This window comes from Streptomyces sp. CMB-StM0423, from assembly GCF_002847285.1.
Lineage (GTDB): Bacteria > Actinomycetota > Actinomycetes > Streptomycetales > Streptomycetaceae > Streptomyces.
This window is the reverse complement of record NZ_CP025407.1, coordinates 6,822,453-6,840,777: the sequence shown is the minus strand read 5'-3', so window position 1 is coordinate 6,840,777 and position 18,325 is coordinate 6,822,453. Positions and strand designations below refer to the sequence as shown.

Sequence of the window (18,325 nt, the reverse complement as noted above, 5' to 3'; positions counted from 1 at the left end):
CCGGTGAGAAAGCTACGAACCGGCGGGCCTCGTCGGCGTCCCGCCGGAGAGCCCACCTGGCGGGTAGCTCTCAGGTATGACGGGTACGGGCGGCGCGCCGCCGCCCGCGCTCAGCCCCGCAGCACCGCCCGGTCGACCAGCGTGACCAGCGGCACCTCGAACTCCGCGCGCTGCGTCTCGGGGCGCGCCGCCAGGTAGCCCCGTACCCGCGCGAGCAACTGCGCCCGCTCGTCCTCGGGGAGCAGCAGCAGCCGCGAGTGGGTGGCGACCATCGCCGTCAGCGAATCGCGCGTGTACCGCAGCCGGTTGGGGAACCGCTGCCGCTGCACCGGCTCGTACCGCTCGTGGGCCGGCACCTCCACCTCGTCCGCCAGGTCGGCGAAGCACGCCTCGCCGCGCGTGACCTCGTCGAGGCCGATGATCCAGTCCACCTCGCGGTCGCCCCCGTTCCACAGCCCGGCGACCACGCCGCCCGGCCGCAGCACCCTGGCGATCTCCGGCAGCGCCCGCTCCGGGTCGAACCAGTGGAACGCCTGCCCCACCAGCACCGCGTCCACGGAGGCGGCCGGCAGCGGGATCCGTTCCGCCGTCCCCTCGTGCGCCGGCACGTCCGGCAGCGCGCGCTGCAACTCCGTCCGCATCGCCGCGTCCGGCTCGACGGCCGTGGTCGGCACACCCTCCGCGACCAGCGCGGCGGTCAGCTTGCCGGTGCCGGCCGCGAGGTCGAGGACGTGCAGTCCTGCGCGGTCCGCGACCGGCGCCAGGGCCCAACGGACCGCGGCCGCGGGGTAGTCGGGGCGGAACTCGGCGTAGGCCGCGGCCTGGCCGCCGAAGGAGGAAGCGCGCCGCCGGTGCAGCTCGTGGTCCGTAGTCATGATCGGTACGGTACGCCGTGCGCGAAGACAGCGGACAGACGTTTTCCACACGCCGCCCGGGCACCGGAACCGCCCCGGGAGGCCCGGGCGCCTCCGCCGTACGATCCCCCCATGCCACGCGCGCGCACCGAACCCGCAGCCGAAGCCGACGCGGACGTGGAAGCCGAGGGCTGGCCCACCGCGCCCGGCACGACCGCGCTCAGCGTGTCGCTGCCCGAGGTGGATCCCGTCGTACGGAACTGGCGCGCCCGCTACGACACCGCCGCCGCCCACGGCGGCACCGCCCACGTCACCGTCCTCTACCCGTTCCTCCACCGCGACCGCGTCGACGCGGTCGTACGCGCCGCCCTGCGGCGGCTGTTCGCCGCCCACGAGCCGTTCCCGGTGACGTTCGCGCGCTGCGCCCGCTTCCCGGGGGTGCTGTACCTCGTCCCCGAGCCGGACGACCCGCTGCGGGCGCTGACGAAGGCCGTCGTCGAGGAGTGGCCGGACCAACCGCCGTACGGCGGCCTCTTCGGCGACCTCGACCCGCACCTGACGGTCGCCAACGGCGGCGGCGAGGCGGTACACGCGGCGATCGAGGCGGACCTGGCGCCCCGGCTGCCGGTCGCGGCGCGGGTACGGGCGGTGGACCTGGTGGCGTACGACGGGCGGCGGTGGCGGGAGTGGCTGCGCTTCCCGCTGGGCGGTCGCGAGCCGGGGCACGGCGGATAGGGGCCTACGCCGGGGACGTACGGGACCGCCGGGAAGCTCAGCCCCCCGCGGCTCCCGCGGCCTCCGCGGTCCCCGCCCGCCGCTCGTACGCCTCCCTGGCGTCCAGCAGTTCGTCCCAGTGCTCCATCGCCCACGCGCACGCCGCCCGCAGCGGCTCCAGCATGCTCCGCCCCAGCGGCGTCAGCGCGTACTCCACCCGCTGCGGCGGCCCCTCGTACACCGTCCGCGCCACCAGCCCGTCGCGCTCCAGGGCCCGCAGCGAGCGCGTCATCATCTTCGGCGTCACCCGCCGCAGCGGGACGCGGAGCTCCGAGTAGCGCCGCGGCCCGTCCTCCAGGCACGCGAGGATCAGGCCGCCCCACTTGTCGCCGAAGCGGAACGGCAGGACCGACGACGGGCACAGCTCGTCGAACATGTCGGGGCGCAGCGGCTCGCTCATCCCGCCAGCGTAGGCGGCGCTCCCGGTATCCCGGAGGAAACCGGGGGCCCGGTTAGCGTGCGGCGGACGACGACGGCCGAGCAGTGGGAGGCAGCGGATGGGCAGAATCGTGGTGTACGGGGCGGGCGGCAGGGCCGGTCGCCGGGCGGTGGCGGAGGCGCGGCGGCGCGGGCACGAGGTGGTCGCCGTGGTGCGGGACCCGGCGAAGCACGCGGGCGTCGCGGGCGAGGGCGTACGGCTGATGGCCGGCGACGCGGCGGACGTGGAGGCGGTGGCCGCCACGGCGGCCGGCTCCACCGCGGCGATCTCCGCCGCGGCGGTGTACGGGGAGGGCACGGACCCGGATGCCTTCTTCCGCGGCTCGGCGAAGGCCCTGGTGGCCGGTCTCGGCCGGGCGGAGGTGCCGCGGCTGGTGCTGGTCGGTCTGGCGTCGCTGCTGCCGGACGCGACGGGCCGCCGGATGCTCGACGATCCGGCGTTCCCGGCGGAGTTCCGCCCCTTCTGCGAGGCGCACGCGGCGGGCCTGGACATCCTCCGTACGGCGCCGCAGGAGCTGGACTGGCTCTACGTCAGCCCCGCGGGTGACTTCGACCACGACGCCGGCCGCACGGAACACGGCTATCGCGTCCACCCCCACGGCGACGCGGGGGCGCGCATCTCGTACCCGGACTTCGCGGTCGCCCTGCTGGACGAGGCGGAGTCGCCCCGCCACAGCCGTACGCACCTGGCGGTGACCGAGGCCCTCTGACGGGCCGGAGGCCGGGGCATCCCGGTCGGCACCCTCCCGGCCCCGCGCTCCCGTCAGCGCGCCCGGTCGCGGAACACGTGCCGGTACGTCCGCGGCGACACCCCCGTCTGCCGGGCGAACTGGTGCCGCAGGTTCGCCGCGCTCCCCAGCCCCGCGCGCCGCGCCACCGCCTCCACCGGCGCGTCGGTGGTCTCCAGCAGCTCCTGCGCCAGCCGGACCCGCTCCTGGAGCAGCCACTGCAGCGGCGTGACGCCGAGGGTGTCGCGGAACCGGCGGGCGAAGGTCCGCTCGGCGAGGTGCGCGGTGCGGGCGAGCGCGGCCACGGTCAGCGGCTCGTGGAGCCGGGCGCGGGCCCAGTCGAGCACGGGTGCCAGCCCGTGGTCGGGGGCCGCCGGGCGGGCCGGGACCGGCGGCAGCTTGGCGTACTGGGCCTGGCCGCCCTCGCGGTGCGGGGGTACGACCATGCGCCGGGCCACCTCGTTGGCGACGGCGGCGCCGTGGTCGCGGCGGACGAGGTGGAGGCAGAGGTCGACGGCGGCGCCGGTGCCCGCGGAGGTGAAGACGAGGCCGTCCCCGCAGTACAGGGCGTCGGCATCGACGCGGACGGCGGGGAAGCGGTGGGTGAAGTCGGCGGCGTTCATCCAGTGCGTCGTCGCGCGGCGCCCGTCCAGCACGCCGGCCGCCGCCGGTACGTACGCGCCCGCGCACAGCGCGACGATCCGCTTGCCCGCCTCGTACGCCTTCCGCACCGCGGCGACGAGGCCGGGCGGCGGGTCGAGCTGGAGGCTGCGGGTCAGTCCCGGGATGAGCACGGTGTCGGCCTCCGCCAGGTCGGCGAGGCCGTACGGGCTCTGCAGGAGCAGCCCGGGGGCGGTGCTCAGCGGTCCGGGCTGGGCGGCGCACAGGCGCAGCTCGTACCAGGGGTCGGCGAGGTCGCTCCGGTCGAGGCCGAAGACCTCGCAGGGGACCGCGAGTTCGTAGGCGGGGGTGCCGTCCGTGACGGCGACCCCGACGACGTGGCGGGGCACCGGGGGCTCGGGCGGCGGCATAGGCATGGCAGGAATTTAGCGCAGGGAGGCATTTCTGCCCATGGCCGCGCGGGGTGCGGACAGGCGAGGCTCCGGTCATGGCCGACACGACCAGCGGCGCCGCCCCGGCGGCCGGCGCCGAGCCGCCGCATGCCGCGGAACCGGTACGCCCGGGGCGTACCCCGGGACGCCCGGCGGAGCGCGGCCGGAAACCCGCATCGCAAGGCCGCGCACCCGGCGGCCTCACCGCCGTGCAGGGCACCGCGATGTACGTCGGCGCCGTCCTCGGCACCGGCGTCATCACCCTGCCCGCGCTCGCCGCCGACACCGCGGGCCCCGCCTCCCTGGTCGCGTGGGCCGCGCTCGTCCTGGTCTCCGTGCCGCTGGCCGCCACCTTCGCCGCCCTCGGCGCCCGCCACCCGGACTCCGGCGGCGTCTCGACGTACGCCAGGCTCGCCTTCGGCGAGCGCGCCGCGACCGTCGTGGGCTGGTGCTTCTTCCTCGCGATACCGCCGGGCGCCGCGGCCGCCGCGCTCTTCGGCGGCGCGTACGTCTCCGCCGCCGTGGGCGGCGGCACGGCGACGACCACCGCCACCGCGGCCGGTCTGATGGCCGCCGTCACGGCCGCCAACGCCGCGGGGCTGAAGGTGACCGGCCGGCTGCAACTGGCGCTCGCGGTGCTGCTCGTCGTCCTCCTGCTGACCGCGGTGCTGCTGTCGCTCCCCCATGCCCGTACGGACCATCTGCGGCCCTTCGCGCCGCACGGCTGGACCGCCGTCGCGCCGGCCGCCGCGCTGCTGGTCTGGAGCTTCGCGGGCTGGGAGGCGATCACGCACCTGGCGGGCGAGTTCCGGCGGCCGGCCCGCGACCTGCCGCGGGCGACGGGCGCGGCCGTCGCGCTGGTCGGCGTGCTGTACCTGTCCGTCGCCTTCGCCGTCGTCGCGGTGCTCGGCCCGGCCGCGGCGGACTCCGACGCGCCGCTCGGCGACCTCATGGCCCGCGGCCTCGGCGGCCCCGCCCGCCATCTGGCCGCGGGCGCCGCGCTGCTCCTCACCCTCGGCGTCATGAACGTCTACTACGCGGGCGCCGCCAAGCTCGGCGCCGCCCTCGGCCGCGACGGCGCGCTGCCGGCGAAGCTGGCGCGGGGCAGCGAGGCCGGGGAGGTGCCGCGGCGCAGCCTGGCGGTGATCTCGGCGCTGGGGTTCGCGGCGCTGGCGGCGGTGACGCTGACGGACACCGGCACGAAGCCGCTGGTGCTGCTGACCACGGGCTCGTTCACCACGGTGTACGCGGTGGGGGTGGCCGCCGCGTTCCGGCTGCTGCCGCACGGCAGCGCGGGGCGGAAGGCGGCGGTGCCGGCGCTGGTCGCGGTCGCGGCGCTGCTGGTGGCCTCGGGCCCGTACCTGCTGTGGCCGCTGGCGGTGACGGCGGCGGCCTGGCTCTGCACAAGACGCCGCCGGCCGGCGACGGGGGCCGGTCCGCCGGCACACAGGTAAGGACCGGGTGCCCCTGGCACCCGGTCCTTACCGGCTCGTCTCGCTCGGTCGGCGACCGCTCAGCGGAAGACGGCTCAGTCGAAGCTCAGGTCGCCCGTGCGCGTCCGCTTCAGCTCGAAGAAGTTCGGGAACGACGCCATCGCCACCGCCCCGTCGAAGATCCGCACCGCCTCCTCGCCCCGCGGGATGGCGGTCATCACGGGCCCGAAGAACGCCACTCCGTCGATGTGGATGGTCGGCGTGCCGACGTCCTCGCCGACCGGGTCCATGCCCTCGTGGTGGCTCTTGCGCAGCGCCTCGTCGTACTTGTCGCTCTCCGCCGCCTCGGCCAGCTCGGCCGGCAGGCCCACCTCGGCCAGGGCGTCCTTGACGACGGTCTCGTAGTCCTTCTCGCCCCCGTTGTGGATGCGGGTGCCGAGCGCGGTGTAGAGGTCGCGCAGGACCTCCTCGCCGTGCTGCTGCGCGGCGGCGATGCAGACCCGCACCGGGCCCCACGCCTTGTCCAGCAGCTCCCGGTACCAGTCGGGCAGGTCGCGGTCCTCGTTGAGCACGGACAGGCTCATCACCCGGAAGCGCAGGTCGATGTCCCGCTGCCGTTCCACTTCGATGATCCAGCGCGAGGTGATCCACGCGAACGGACAGGCGGGGTCGAAGTAGAAGTCGACCTTGGGCTTTTCACCAGCGGCAGCCGCCATGGGCCATCTCCCTGCTGTGGTACGGATAGTCGCGACGTTAACGCGAGCGTCAACGCCGGACGTCCCGGCCGCATTCCGAGGAGCCGCCATTTTCCCCGACACCCCGGCGGTCCTGCTGCTGACCGGCGTCCAGGCCGCCGGCAAGTCCACCGTCGCCCAGTTGATCGCCGAACGGCTGCCGCGCTCGGCGCACGTGCGCGGCGACGTCTTCCGCCGGATGGTCGTCGGCGGACGCGCCGGGATGACGCCGGAGGGGTCGCCGGAGGCGCTGCGGCAGTTGCGGCTGCGGTACGGGCTGATGGCCCGTACGGCGGACGCCTACGCGGCGGCGGGGTTCACGGCGGTGGCCCAGGACGTGGTGCTGGGCGCCGAGCTGCCGCGGACCACGGCCCTGTTCCGTACGGACCCGCTGCTCGTCGTCGTCCTGGCGCCGCGCCCGGCGGCGGTGGCGGCCCGCGAGGCGGGGCGGGCGAAGACGGCGTACGGGGCCGCGTGGGGCGTACGGGAGCTGGACGGCGTGCTGCGCGCCGAGACCCCGCGCCTCGGGCTGTGGCTGGACACCTCGGACCAGACGCCGGCGGAGACGGCGGACGAGATCCTGGCCCGCGCCTGGCAGGAGGCCCGCGTCGAACGCTGACACCTGCCGTACGGGCGCCACTCCCCCGGCTGCCGCGCCGCCCTGCTCTCAGCGAATCCACCCGCGCGCCGCCGCACCGCCCGGCACCCTGGTCACCGGTACGCGCCCGCCGGCCACCCCGGGGCGGCGGGCGGCGCCTCCCGGCCCGTACAACGTGCCACCGGGCCCGTACGACGTACGACCGCGCCCGTCAGCGCTCCGGGTCCGCCCGGTCCGGCCGCGGCGGCTCCAGTTCCTCCGCCGACGCGGTGTCTCCCGGGTCCACCTCCTCCGGCCGGCCCGCGGGGGCCACCGAATCGCCCAGCTCCATCTGCTCCACCCCGCGCAGCGGGTCGATCGAGTCCACCGGCGCCGGCACGTCCTCGTCCTCGCCCGCGCCCGCGTCCGCCGCAGCCCCCGCACCGTCCACCGCCGCCGGCGGCGCCTGAGGGGCAGGGCTGCCGGCCGGTGCCTGCGCCGGCCCCGCCACGCCCGGCTGCCCCCGCTCCAGGAACCGCAGCAGCTCCACCGGGAACGGCAGCACCAGCGTCGAGTTCTTCTCCGCCGCCACCGACACCACCGTCTGCAGCAGCCGCAACTGCAGCGCCGCCGGGTGCTCCGACATCTGGGCCGCCGCCTGCGCCAGCTTCCGGGACGCCTGCAACTCGGCATCGGCGTTGATGACCCGCGCGCGCCGGTCCCGCGCCGCCTCCGCCTGCCGGGCCATGGAGCGCTTCATGGTCTCGGGCAGCGACACGTCCTTGATCTCGACCCGGTCGATGGTCACGCCCCACTCCACGGCCGGGCTGTCGATCATCAGCTCCAGGCCCTGGTTGAGCTTCTCGCGGTTGGAGAGCAGGTCGTCCAGCTCGCTCTTGCCGATGATCGACCGCAGCGAGGTCTGGGCCATCTGGGAGACCGCGAAGCGGTAGTCCTCGACCTGCACGACGGCGTCGGCAGGGGCCACGACCTTGAAGTACACGACCGCGTCGACGCGGACCGTCACGTTGTCGCGGGTGATGCCCTCCTGGGCGGGGATGGGCAGGGTCACGATCTGCATGTTGACCTTACGCATCCGGTCCACGAACGGGACGATCATCGCGAAGCCGGGCCCGCGGACACCGGGCCTGAGCCGGCCGAGCCGGAAGACCAACCCCCGCTCGTACTGTTTGACCACCCGGGCCCCGGCCAGCGCATAGATGGCCCCGAGACAGGCGATGGTCACCGCCGCTGCGATCAGTCCTGCGATCATCACGGCCCCCTGCGTCGCGTGGGAGTCAGCCGTTCTCCCCTCAACGGTAGCCCCGCTGCCGGGAGGGGAGATACTGCTGGGAACCGGGCCAGTGGCGGACGAGCCCTGGGAAACCGCCGCGAACCCTGGAAAAACCGGGAAAAACCGGCGACGGAACCCCCCACGGCCAGTCCCCCGATCGGCCCCCCGGGACCCGCACCGCCCCCGCCCGGTGGGGGTCCGGGCGGGGGCGGCGGCCGGGGCGCTCAGGCCCCGTGCATCGGGTTCAACGGACGCCGAGGGTCAGTAGACGCTCACCCCGTAGGCGTTCAGCGCCTCCACGACCGGCTGGAAGAACGTCGTGCCGCCGCTCGTGCAGTTGCCGCTGCCGCCGGACGTCAGGCCGAGGGCCGTCGTGCCGGAGAACAGCGCGCCGCCGGAGTCGCCGGGCTCGGCGCACACGTTCGTGCGGACCATGCCGTAGACGATGTCGCCGCCGCCGTAGTTCACGGTCTGGTTCAGCGCCGTGACGCTCCCGCTGTGGACGCCCGTGGTGGAGCCGCTGCGCTTGACGGCCTGGCCGACGGTCGCGTTGGCGGCGCTGGTGATGTCCTGGCTGGTGCCGTTGTACAGGTTCACGGTGCCCGGGTGGGTCTGCGCCGTGTTGCTGTACCTGACCAGCCCGTAGTCGTTCGTCGGGAAGCTCGACCCGGCGGTCGGGCCGATGGTGGAGGTGCGGGCGGAGTTGCTCCACCAGGTGCCCGCGCCGTCGGTGCAGTGGCCGGCGGTGACGAAGTAGTACGTGGTGCCGCTGCGGACGTTGAAGCCGAGCGAGCAGCGCCAGCCGGAGGCGTAGATGGCCTGGCCGCCGTCGATGTACCGCTGGAGCTTGCCCTTCATGCGCTCGATCCGCAGGGCGCCCGCGTCGGCACCGGCGGTCCGCTTGATGCGGGCCACCTCGGCGTTCGTCACCGTCTCGTCGACGCTGACGACGAGGGTGCCGGTCTTCTTGTCGACGCCCCAGGCGGTGCCGCCGATGTCGGCGGCGAGCACCGCGTCGTCGGCTCTGGCCAGGGTCGCGGCGCTGAAGCCCTCGGGCTGCTGGGCGGCGCCCGACGCCGGTACCGCGAGCGCGGCGCCGGCCAGGGCGGCGGTCAGCGCGGCGACCAGCCGCAGTCGCTTCTTGGTGCCGCTCAGTGGGGGTGTGCGCTTGATCCTCACTCAATCCTCCGAGTGTGCTCGGGGACCCGCCGGCGGGCAGGTCCGTGAGGCGCAGCCACGGGGCGGAGAAAACACGGAAGGGCTCGCCCGGCCGGCATCGGTGCACCCGGCCGTGGGGGTGCGGCCCCTTATTTTCGTCGTGCCCCTGACAAGCGCTGCTGAGAGTATTCAGACGATGACAGGTGTGCACAAGTAGGCACTGGCACATGTTGGCGTAAACGCGCCCCCGGCCCCGCCCGACCGGCCAGGCCGGGCCACCGACCACTCGAACAGCACGGGAACCACCCGAGTAGTGGCCGAAACACCCGTCCGGCCCCGCGGAAATCTCCTGTCACCCCGTCAGACCACCTGCGCTGGGGGAACTCTGACGAACCGACAGCCGTTTCTGTGCCAGTACTGTCACGAACCCGGCCCGTGCCCTCTATCTGATTGGCACATCATCCGCATCATGGATGACCATAGGTGAGCGGACAGACCTCCCCGGACTCCGGGGACAGCCCACGCCGCGGGAGAGAGAGGAGGCGTCATGGGATCGGTACGCAGGGCTAGTGCCTGGCTCGGCCTCGTCGACGACAACGAAGACGAGCGCTACTACGACGGGTACGAAGACGACAGCGCGGACACCCCCCAGGCAGACGCCGCCTGGACGACGGACCCGCGCGTGCGCGTGGCGTCCCAGGTCGCCCAGGAGCAGGGGCGCCGAATCGCCACCGTGTCGCCGGACGGGTTCCGCGACGCGCGCGGAATCGGCGAGCTCTTCCGCGAGGGCGTCCCCGTCATCGTGAACCTCACGATGCTGGACGCCGCCGACGCCAAGCGCGTCGTCGACTTCGCGGCGGGGCTGACCTTCGGGCTGCGCGGCTCCATCGAGCGGGTGGCGACGCGGGTGTTCCTGCTGACCCCCGCGGAGTACGCGATCGTGCCGGGCGAGGTGCCCCGCTCCACGCAGGGCGGGTTCTTCAACCAGAGCTGACGCGACGGGCCGTAGCAGAAGTCCACCGAAGAAGACGACGACCGCGGAAGACCGGGGCTGGGCCGTACGGCTCAGCCCCGGAACGCGTCCAGCCCCGTCAGCGCCTTGCCCAGCACGAGCTGGTGCATCTCCACCGTGCCCTCGTACGTCAGCACCGACTCCAGGTTCGTGGCGTGCCGCATCACCGGGTACTCCAGCGAGATGCCGTTCGCCCCGAGGATCGTGCGGGCCGTCCGGCAGATCTCGATCGCCTCGCGGACGTTGTTGAGCTTGCCGAAGCTGACCTGCTCCGGGCGCAGCGTGCCGGCGTCCATCCGCGTACCGAGGTGGTGCGCGAGCAGCACGCCCTTGTGCAGCTCGACGGCCATGTCGGCGAGCTTGGCCTGGGTGAGCTGGAAGCCGCCGATGGGCTTGCCGAACTGCTCGCGGGTACGGGCGTAGTCGAGCGCCGCGTCGAAGGAGGCGCGGGCCGCGCCCATGGCGCCCCAGACGATCCCGTAGCGGGCGTGCGTCAGGCAGCTCAGCGGGCCGCGCAGCCCGGTGGCCTCCGGCAGCACCGCGTCGGCGGGCAGCCGCACCTCGTCGAGGACCAGCTCGGCGGTGACCGATGCGCGCAGCGACCACTTGTGCTTGATCTCGGGCGCGCTGAAGCCGGGCGCGTCCGTGGGCACGGCGAAGCCGCGGATGCCGTCGTCGGTACGGGCCCACACGACGGCGACGCCGGCCACCGTGCCGTTGGTGATCCACATCTTGCGTCCGGTCAGCACCCAGTCGGTGCCGTCGCGCTTCGCGTACGTGCGCATCCCGGCCGGGTCGGAGCCGTGGTCCGGCTCGGTCAGGCCGAAGCAGCCGATGACCTCGCCGGTGGCCATCCGCGGCAGCCACCGCTGCTTCTGCTCCTCGGAGCCGAACCGCCAGATGGCGTACATCGCGAGCGAGCCCTGCACGGAGACCAGCGAGCGGATGCCGGAGTCGGCGGCCTCCAGCTCCAGGCAGGCCAGCCCGTACTGCACGGCGGAGGCGCCGGCGCAGCCGTAGCCCGTGAGCGACATGCCCAGGGCGCCCATCGCACCCAGCTCGCGGGCCAGTTCGCGGATGCCGGGCAGTTCGCCGCGCTCGTACCAGTCGGCGATGTGCGGCAGCACGCGGTCGGCGGCCCAGCCGCGCACGGTGTCGCGGACGGCGAGGTCCTCGGGGCCGAGGAGGTCGTCAACTCCCAGCGGATCGGCGGGGTTGAACGGCGGCGTAGTGCTTGAGCCCATGGCTGTCGTCCTCCGGCGGTCCCTCGGGGTCACGGCCCGACGCTACTTGCGCGTATTCGGCGTCGTCCAGCCTCTCCGCGCGCGGCGTGACGTCTTGCACACGCCGTACGCGCCCGGGCCCCGCACCCCGCTTCCGCCCCCGCCCGCCGCCGTCCCGCACGCCGTCCGCCGCACCCCGCTGCCGGCGCACCCCGAGCGGCGCCACGGGACCGGCGCCCGCCGCCTCGCCTGCGCCCTTCGCCGGGCCGCCGCCCGCCTCGCCGGGCTCACCGCACTCCATCGACCGCGGCAGCCGCAGCGCCGTGAGCGCACCGAGCAGCAGCAGCCCGGCGCTGACGGCCAGCGTGACGTGCATGCCCTGCACGAACGCGTCCCGCGCGGCGTCCCGCAGCGTGGCCCCCGCCGCGCCGCCCAGCTCGGCCGCGGTCTCGTACGCCTCGCCGAGCGAGTTGCCCGCCGCGTCACTGGCGCTCGACGGCACGCCGGGCACGGTGCCGAGCGCGGGCCGGTAGACGGCGTTCATGACGCTGCCGAGGAGCGCTATGCCGATGCCCGCACCGAGCTGGTACGAGGTCTCGCCGATGGCCGCGACCCCGCCGGCCTGCTCCGCGGGCGTCTCGCTGAGCATCGACTCGTACGCGCCGAAGATGGTCGTCTCCAGCCCGTACCCCAGCAGCACGAAGCCCGCGCACAGCACCAGCGGCCGGTCCTCCTCGCCCAGGCTGATCAGCCCGGTGACGGCGACGGCGGTGACCAGGAAGCCGAGGGCGACCATGGCGCGCGGGCCGAGCCTGGCGACCATCCGGGAGCCGGCGAGGCCCGCGGCCACGGCGGCGACGGTCAGCGGGATCAGCCGCAGCCCGGTCTCCAGCGGGCTGAGGCCGAGGACGAGCTGCATGTACTGCACGGCGACGAGCTGCAGCCCCACGAGGGCCAGGAGCGCGAGCACGATGCAGCCGACGGCGGTGCCGAAGGACCGGCAGGAGATGACGTCGAAGTCGACGAGGGGGTGGGCGCGGCGGCGCTGCCTGCGGACGAAGAGGACGAGCAGGGCGCCGCCGAGGAGCAGCGGCGCGACGACGGCCGGGTGCAGCGGCCCGTCGCCCGCGCCCGCCTGCTTGAGCCCGAGGACGACGCCGAAGAGGCCGACGGCGGCGATCAGCGCGCCGAGGACGTCCCAGGGTCCCGCCCGGTCGGCGGTGGACTCCGGCAGCAGCCAGCGGCCGACGGGCACGGCGATCACCATCAGCGGGATGTTGATCAGGAAGACCGAGCCCCACCAGAAGTGCTCCAGCAGGAAGCCGCCGAGCAGCGGCCCGATGGCCGCGCCCACGGCGGCGGTGGCGCTCCACAGCCCGATCGCCGCGGCGCGCTCGCGGCGGTCGGGGAAGACCTGGCGCAGGATCGACAGCGTGGCGGGCATGATCATGGCGCCGCCGACGCCGAGGAGGGCGCGGGCGGCGATCAGCACGTGCGGGTCGCTCGCCGCGGCGGCGAGCGCGGAGGCCAGGCCGAAGATCGCGTAGCCGAGGAGCAGCACGCGGCGGCGGCCGACGCGGTCGCCGAGGGTGCCGAAGAGGATCAGCAGGGAGGCGGCGACGAGGGGGTAGGCGTCGACGATCCACAGCAGGTCGACGGCGCCGGGCTTGAGGTCTTCCGTGAGCGCGGGGACGGCGACGTGCAGGACGGTCGCGTCGAGGGCGACGAGCAGCAGGCTGGAGCAGAGGACGGCCAGCACGGTCCAGCGTCCGGCACCGCCGACGTGGGCGCCGGGAACGTCCCGCGGCGGGCTCGTGGCCGTGGCCGTCCCTGACATCTACGCACCTCCCGGACTCGCGCGAGTCGACAGCGTACGCGAGTCCTCCGGATGCAGGTGGCGGCACTACCCGTTGAGGTGACGGCGCCACGGGGTGGCGGCGGAGGCAGGACCGTTCCCGGGCCCGGCACCTTCCCGCCCGCCGCTGTCCCCTCCGGTCACCCTCGTGCCGGAACGGGTCTGCTGACGTGCCATGATTGCGCGCCCCCGGTCCGGGAAGTCACTGGTTGAGGGCATTGTTCACGATGCGTGACGCCCGTCACACCACAGCCGGGTCGTCCGTCAGGCGAACGGTCCGCAACGGCACGGCGAATCTCCGATAAACGGAGGAGCGCGAAAAACAATTGACCGATTGGCCGCACTCAGATATTCCCAGAAAGCGGAAGACATGAGTCCTGAAATGGCAGTGGGGTAACCGCCGTTGACGACACAGTCCACATCACATAGGCATTACAAATCCGGCCGATTGGTCAATCCGCGGCAGTCGGCGATGTAGCGTCGATTCCGTGCGAACCGAAGAGAGACGTCCGCAGGGAGCGGAGCGTCCGACCACACACAGCGGCCGGCAGCCGCGTATGACCAGGACCCGGCTGTGGCTGTTCTGGTCGTCGCTGGCCGTCTACGCGGCGATCGTCGCGGGCGTCGTGACCACGTCGTGGCTGGTGCACCTCGACTGGCAACTGATGCTCTTCCGGCCGTACAAGCAGTGGCCGGAGTTCCACGCCTTCCTGGACTACTTCGTGGTGCTCGGGCAGCGCGCCCCCACCGCCGTCGCCGTGCTGGCCTGGCTCGGCTGGCGCGCCTGGCGGCAGCACACCCTGCGCCCGCTGTTCATGCTGGCAGGCTCGCTGCTCCTGCTGAACGTCACGGTCGGCGCGGCGAAGATCGGCATGGGCCGGCTCGGCCCGCACTACGCCACCCAGATCGGCTCGAACGAGATGTGGGCCGGCGGCGATATATTCCCTTCGGGTCACACCGCGAACGCCGTCGTGACCTGGGGTGTCGTGGCCTATCTGGCGACGACGCCGCGGGCTCGCAGGACCGCCTCCGTGGTCTGCGCGATGGTGGCGCTGGGCGTCGGCGGCACGACCGTCTACCTCGGTACGCACTGGCTCAGCGACGTACTCCTCGGCTGGGTCGCCGGCCTGCTGGTGCTGCTGGCCCTGCCCTGGTTCGAGCCCGGCGTGGCCCGAGCGGAGGCGTGGCTGCTGCACCTGCGCGACCGGCTGCGCGGCTCGCCGGCCGCCGGACCGTCCGCGCCGGCCTCGCTGTCGCCGCTGGCCACGCGCGTGTCGATCGTCTCGCAGCGCCCCACGGGCACCGGCGCACCGAGCACCAGGGAGATGGCCCGGGTCAGTTCGGGCTCCGGCACCGCCGCCCGGCCCGACACCTGGCCGCACCTGGCGCCGCGCCCGCACACCACGCGGCACGAGCGCCCTCCCGTCACCCCGGCCGGCCACCGCCGCCCGCCGCAGTCGGACCGTCCCGGCGGCCGGCCGCAGGCGCGCGCGGGCGGCTGACCCGTACTAGCCGACCCAGGAGCGCGTGACCCGGCCGTCCTGGACGGTGAAGTTGAGCCGTCCGCCCATGAACTCCATGGTGATGATGGCCCCCGGGGGCAGCGAGCGGACCGTGGTCCAGCCGCGGTCCCTGGCCCGCTCCTCGGCGTCGGCGGCGGCCAGGCCGACGTAGTTCTCGGGGTCGTCGTCGGGATTCGGGGACGGTGTCGGCAGGTTCGGTGGTGTCGCCATGGCGCCCACGCTATGCCCCTGGTCACGGCCGCGGTAGGGCGGCGGACCACGGGGATGTCCCGGCCCTGTTCACCGCGGGTCACACTTCTGTCACAGCGCCCGGAGGCCGCCGGGAGGCCCCCAAGAGGTCCCGTACAGGCGTCCGAGAGGCACCTCCTGACGGGCTATCGGGAATTGCTGTCAGTGCCGCTAATCGCACCTCCTGTTTACCCGCCGGCCCCCCTGGAATTCATCGAGTTTCCCCCGGATGGCGGCGTCCCGTGTCAGCTCCGCATAAACCCTCGGACGGCCTCTTCGCGACACACCGGGCGAACGCGCGTAGCGCGCCGGATCCGTGCACCGGTGGCACCGTCGTGCCGTGGACGCGCGCGTCGTCACACGTGACCTACGAGCGGAAGGTGCAGAGACGATGGGGACGACAGAGGCGGCACCGGCACCGGCACCTGCTCCCCCGCGCGCCCGGCGGCACGGCTCGGTGGTCGTGGACTGGCTGACCACCACGGACCACAAGAAGATCGGGCATCTCTACCTGATCACCTCATTCATCTTCTTCCTCTTCGCCGGCCTGCTCGCGATGGTGATGCGGGCGGAGCTGGCCAGGCCGGGGATGCAGATCCTCAGCCACGAGCAGTTCAACCAGTCGTTCACGATCCACGGCACGATCATGCTGCTGCTCTTCGCCACCCCGACGTTCGCCGGGTTCGCCAACGAGATCATGCCGCTGCAGATCGGCGCGCCCGACGTGGCGTTCCCGCGGCTGAACATGCTGTCGTACTGGCTGTTCCTCTTCGGCGGGCTGATCGTGCTGAGCAGCTATCTGACGCCGAGCGGGCCCGCGGACTTCGGCTGGTTCGCGTACGCGCCGCTGAACGGCCCGGTGCACTCCCCCGGCGTGGGCGCGGACCTGTGGATCATGGGACTGGCGCTGGCGGGCTTCGGCACCATCCTGGGCGCGGTCAACTTCCTCACCACGATCGTCACGATGCGCGCGCCCGGCATGACGATGTTCCGGATGCCGATCTTCACCTGGAACACCCTGTTCACCTCGATCCTCGTACTGATGGCGTTCCCGGTGCTGGCCGCGGCGCTGCTGGTGCTGGAGTCCGACCGGCGCTTCGGCTCGGTCGTCTTCGACGGGGCCGTGGGCGGAGCGGTGCTGTGGCAGCACATGTTCTGGTTCTTCGGCCACCCGGAGGTCTACATCATCGCGCTGCCGTTCTTCGGCATCATCAGCGAGATCATCCCGGTCTTCTCCCGCAAGCCGATCTTCGGCTACGTGATGCTGGTCGCCGCCACCATCGCGATCACGGGTCTGTCGATCATGGTCTGGGCGCACCACATGTTCGCCACCGGGGCGGTGCTGCTGCCGTTCTTCTCCCTCGCGTCGTTCCTGATCGCGGTGCCCACGGGGGTGAAGTTCTTCAACTGGATCGGCACGATGGTCAACGGCTCGCTGTCGTTCGAGACGCCGATGCTGTGGGCGATCGGGTTCCTGGTCAGCTTCCTCTTCGGCGGTCTCACGGGCGTGCTGCTGGCCTCGCCGCCGCTGGACTTCCATGTGACGGACACGTACTTCGTCGTCGGCCACTTCCACTACGTGGTCTTCGGGACGGTGGTGTTCGCGACGTTCGCGGGCTTCTACTTCTGGTGGCCGAAGTTCACCGGAAAGATGCTGGACGAGCGGCTGGGGAAGATCCACTTCTGGACCCTCTTCGTCGGCTTCCACGCCACGTTCCTCGTGCACCACTGGCTGGGCGTGGAGGGCATGCCGCGGCGGTACGCGGACTACCTCGACGCCGACGGCTTCACCACGCTCAACACGATCTCCACCATCGGCGCCTTCCTGCTCGGCGCCTCCACACTGCCGTTCCTGTACAACCTGTGGCACACGGCCAAGGAGGGCGAGAAGGTCGACGTGGACGACCCGTGGGGCTTCGGCCGCTCCCTGGAGTGGGCCACGTCGTGCCCGCCCCCGCGGCACAACTTCACCACCCTGCCGCCGATCCGCTCCGAGTCCCCGGCCTTCGACCTGCACCACCCCTACGCCGTCGCCACGGCGCGGCGGGAGGAGCCGGAGCAGCGGGACGGGCAGGGGGACGGGCAGGGGTCGCGGGAGCCGTAGCGAGGGCGCGGACGCGCTCCGGCGGGCGGCCCCTCAGGCGGCCGCCGCGTCCTCCCGGGTGCGGTGGGCGTACAACCCGCCGAGCACCGTGCCGGTCAGCGGCAGCGTCGGGCGGTGGGCGTGCAGGCGGGCGAAGAGGTCGTCGTAGCGCTCCGCGGCGCGCGCCGGGTCGAAGCGCGCGGCGTTCGCCAGCGCCGCGGTGCCCATCTCCTGGCGCAGGTCCTCGTCGCCGATGAGCCGCAGCAGCCCGCGGGCGACGGCCGCCGGCTTGCGCGGCGGCACGAGGATGCCGTCCTCGCCGTCATGGATGATCTCGCGCGGGCCGAGCGGGCAGTCGGTCGCCACGACCGGCAGGCCGCCGCGCATCGCCTCGGCGATGGACAGCCCGAACGACTCCAGCACCGAGGTGTGCGCGGCGATCGAGCCCCTCGGCCACTCCGCCTCCATCGGGTGCACGGCGCCCATGAGGAGGACGTGGTTGTACAGGCCGAGGCGGTCGATCTGGGCGCGCAGCGCGTCGTGGCGGGGGCCGGTGCCGTAGATCCGCAACTGCCAGTCGGGGTGCGCGTCCGCGACCCGGTCGAACGCCTTGACCAGGTGGTCGAAGTGCTTGAGCGGCGCCAGCCGGCCGGCGGCCACGACGCAGCGGGCGGTGTTGTCGGACGGCGGCACACCGGGGGCCGGCACGCCGTTGGGGATGGCGGTCACCGCCACGCCCGGCAGCCGCAGGTGCTCGTGGTACGCGCGGGCGTCGGCCTCCGTCATGGTGACGACGGCGTGCAGCCGCGGGTACGCGGCGCTCAGCGCCACCCGCAACTGCCGCGGGTGGGAGGCGAACGTCAGGTGCTCCTGCCCGACGCGCAGCACGCCGCGGCGGGTGTGCCGGGCGAGGGCGACGTTGAGCCCGGGGCGGGTGCCGATGACCGCGTCGGCGCCGAGGTGCCGCAGGTGCGTGGCCAGCAGCCGGTCGGTGAGCACGCTGTACTGCCCGTAGCGGCCGTCCGCGGGCGGGTAGTGGCGCGCGGGGCGGGCGTGGTCGGGGTCGTCGGCGGCGTAGCGGGGGCTGCCGGGGCGGGCGTCGAGGAGGGCGCGTACGGGCACGTGCGGCCCGGCGTCGAAGAACGGCTCGTCCTCGCGCCGGAAGACCGAGACGATCTCCACGTCGTGCTGCTCGGCGAGCGCGCGGGCGAGGGTGAAGGTGGTGCGGACGGTGCCCCCGACTGCGTACGCGTTGCTGATCAGGAAGGAGATCCGCATGGTGTACCTCGGGACGGGTGCGGGCAGTCCCCCGCAACAGCGTCGCACAGCCGTGGCCGCCCGGCATCACGGCAGGTCAGA

The 18,325-nt window shown here is 73.6% G+C and carries 17 protein-coding genes; 7 read left to right on the top strand and 10 right to left on the bottom strand.

From position 1 onward, the window contains the following. Positions 1-110 precede the first annotated feature (110 nt). Positions 111-875, bottom strand: a complete 765-nt coding sequence (locus CXR04_RS29765; RefSeq protein WP_101425308.1) for a class I SAM-dependent methyltransferase — start codon at positions 873-875, stop codon at positions 111-113. 111 nt (positions 876-986) lie between these two features. Here CXR04_RS29765 and CXR04_RS29760 point away from each other — a divergent pair, with 111 nt between their 5' ends. Continuing rightward, positions 987-1,589 carry a 2'-5' RNA ligase family protein gene (locus tag CXR04_RS29760; protein ID WP_101425307.1) on the top strand — a complete coding sequence of 201 codons (603 nt, stop codon included), beginning with the start codon at positions 987-989 and terminating at the stop codon, positions 1,587-1,589. A gap of 37 nt (positions 1,590-1,626) precedes the next feature. On the opposite strand, the gene CXR04_RS29755 is transcribed toward CXR04_RS29760, so the two are convergent. Continuing rightward, positions 1,627-2,028, bottom strand: coding sequence for a winged helix-turn-helix transcriptional regulator (locus CXR04_RS29755; RefSeq protein WP_101425306.1), 402 nt, complete (start codon positions 2,026-2,028; stop codon positions 1,627-1,629). A gap of 97 nt (positions 2,029-2,125) precedes the next feature. Between CXR04_RS29755 and CXR04_RS29750 the strand changes: the two genes are divergently transcribed. Next, the gene (locus CXR04_RS29750) at positions 2,126-2,776 is read left to right on the top strand and encodes an NAD(P)-dependent oxidoreductase (protein ID WP_101425305.1); all 651 of its coding nucleotides are present in this window, start codon (positions 2,126-2,128) and stop codon (positions 2,774-2,776) included. A 53-nt stretch (positions 2,777-2,829) separates the two neighbouring features. Here the strand turns inward: CXR04_RS29750 and CXR04_RS29745 are convergent, their stop codons facing one another. Beyond that, a complete protein-coding gene (locus CXR04_RS29745) occupies positions 2,830-3,831 on the bottom strand; it encodes a GlxA family transcriptional regulator (RefSeq protein ID WP_101425304.1) in 1,002 nt (333 codons plus the stop codon). Positions 3,832-3,902: 71 nt separating this feature from the next. Between CXR04_RS29745 and CXR04_RS29740 the strand changes: the two genes are divergently transcribed. Further along, complete coding sequence (locus CXR04_RS29740; protein ID WP_101425303.1) at positions 3,903-5,300, top strand: APC family permease; 1,398 nt, start codon at positions 3,903-3,905, stop codon at positions 5,298-5,300. Between the two features lie 74 nt (positions 5,301-5,374). Here CXR04_RS29740 and CXR04_RS29735 read toward each other — a convergent pair whose 3' ends face one another. After that, positions 5,375-5,995 (bottom strand): mycothiol-dependent nitroreductase Rv2466c family protein, encoded by a 621-nt coding sequence (locus tag CXR04_RS29735; RefSeq protein WP_101425302.1) that lies wholly within the window; start codon positions 5,993-5,995, stop codon positions 5,375-5,377. Here CXR04_RS29735 and CXR04_RS29730 point away from each other — a divergent pair. After that, positions 5,994-6,632: an AAA family ATPase gene (locus tag CXR04_RS29730; protein ID WP_234380553.1), complete on the top strand. Its 639-nt coding sequence runs from the start codon at positions 5,994-5,996 to the stop codon at positions 6,630-6,632. The two genes, CXR04_RS29735 and CXR04_RS29730, sit on opposite strands and share 2 nt — an antisense overlap. Positions 6,633-6,822: 190 nt before the next feature. Here the strand turns inward: CXR04_RS29730 and CXR04_RS29725 are convergent, their stop codons facing one another. Together CXR04_RS29725 and CXR04_RS29720 are read right to left on the bottom strand one after the other, a co-directional pair. Then, a complete protein-coding gene (locus tag CXR04_RS29725; protein ID WP_101425301.1) occupies positions 6,823-7,863 on the bottom strand; it encodes a slipin family protein in 1,041 nt (346 codons plus the stop codon). A 282-nt stretch (positions 7,864-8,145) separates the two neighbouring features. Beyond that, positions 8,146-9,063 (bottom strand): S1 family peptidase, encoded by a 918-nt coding sequence (locus tag CXR04_RS29720; RefSeq protein WP_101425300.1) that lies wholly within the window; start codon positions 9,061-9,063, stop codon positions 8,146-8,148. Positions 9,064-9,589: 526 nt separating this feature from the next. Here CXR04_RS29720 and CXR04_RS29715 point away from each other — a divergent pair. After that, positions 9,590-10,036 carry a cell division protein SepF gene (locus tag CXR04_RS29715; protein WP_101425299.1) on the top strand — a complete coding sequence of 149 codons (447 nt, stop codon included), beginning with the start codon at positions 9,590-9,592 and terminating at the stop codon, positions 10,034-10,036. 71 nt (positions 10,037-10,107) lie between these two features. Here the strand turns inward: CXR04_RS29715 and CXR04_RS29710 are convergent, their stop codons facing one another. After that, positions 10,108-11,298 (bottom strand): acyl-CoA dehydrogenase family protein, encoded by a 1,191-nt coding sequence (locus tag CXR04_RS29710; protein ID WP_101425298.1) that lies wholly within the window; start codon positions 11,296-11,298, stop codon positions 10,108-10,110. Continuing rightward, the gene (locus tag CXR04_RS29705; RefSeq protein WP_101425297.1) at positions 11,246-13,114 is read right to left on the bottom strand and encodes an MFS transporter; all 1,869 of its coding nucleotides are present in this window, start codon (positions 13,112-13,114) and stop codon (positions 11,246-11,248) included. The genes CXR04_RS29710 and CXR04_RS29705 overlap by 53 nt, the downstream gene beginning before the upstream one ends. A 575-nt stretch (positions 13,115-13,689) precedes the next feature. On the opposite strand from CXR04_RS29705, the gene CXR04_RS29700 reads away from it, so the two are divergent. After that, the gene (locus CXR04_RS29700) at positions 13,690-14,634 is read left to right on the top strand and encodes a phosphatase PAP2 family protein (protein ID WP_101425296.1); all 945 of its coding nucleotides are present in this window, start codon (positions 13,690-13,692) and stop codon (positions 14,632-14,634) included. Between the two features lie 6 nt (positions 14,635-14,640). On the opposite strand, the gene CXR04_RS29695 is transcribed toward CXR04_RS29700, so the two are convergent. After that, entirely contained in the window at positions 14,641-14,865 is a 225-nt protein-coding gene (locus tag CXR04_RS29695) for an I78 family peptidase inhibitor (RefSeq protein WP_199850555.1), read from the bottom strand. 409 nt (positions 14,866-15,274) lie between these two features. Between CXR04_RS29695 and ctaD the strand changes: the two genes are divergently transcribed. After that, complete coding sequence (ctaD, locus tag CXR04_RS29690; RefSeq protein ID WP_101425295.1) at positions 15,275-16,987, top strand: aa3-type cytochrome oxidase subunit I; 1,713 nt, start codon at positions 15,275-15,277, stop codon at positions 16,985-16,987. 33 nt (positions 16,988-17,020) lie between these two features. Here ctaD and CXR04_RS29685 read toward each other — a convergent pair whose 3' ends face one another. Continuing rightward, entirely contained in the window at positions 17,021-18,244 is a 1,224-nt protein-coding gene (locus tag CXR04_RS29685) for a glycosyltransferase family 4 protein (RefSeq protein WP_101425294.1), read from the bottom strand. Positions 18,245-18,325: the final 81 nt, after the last annotated feature.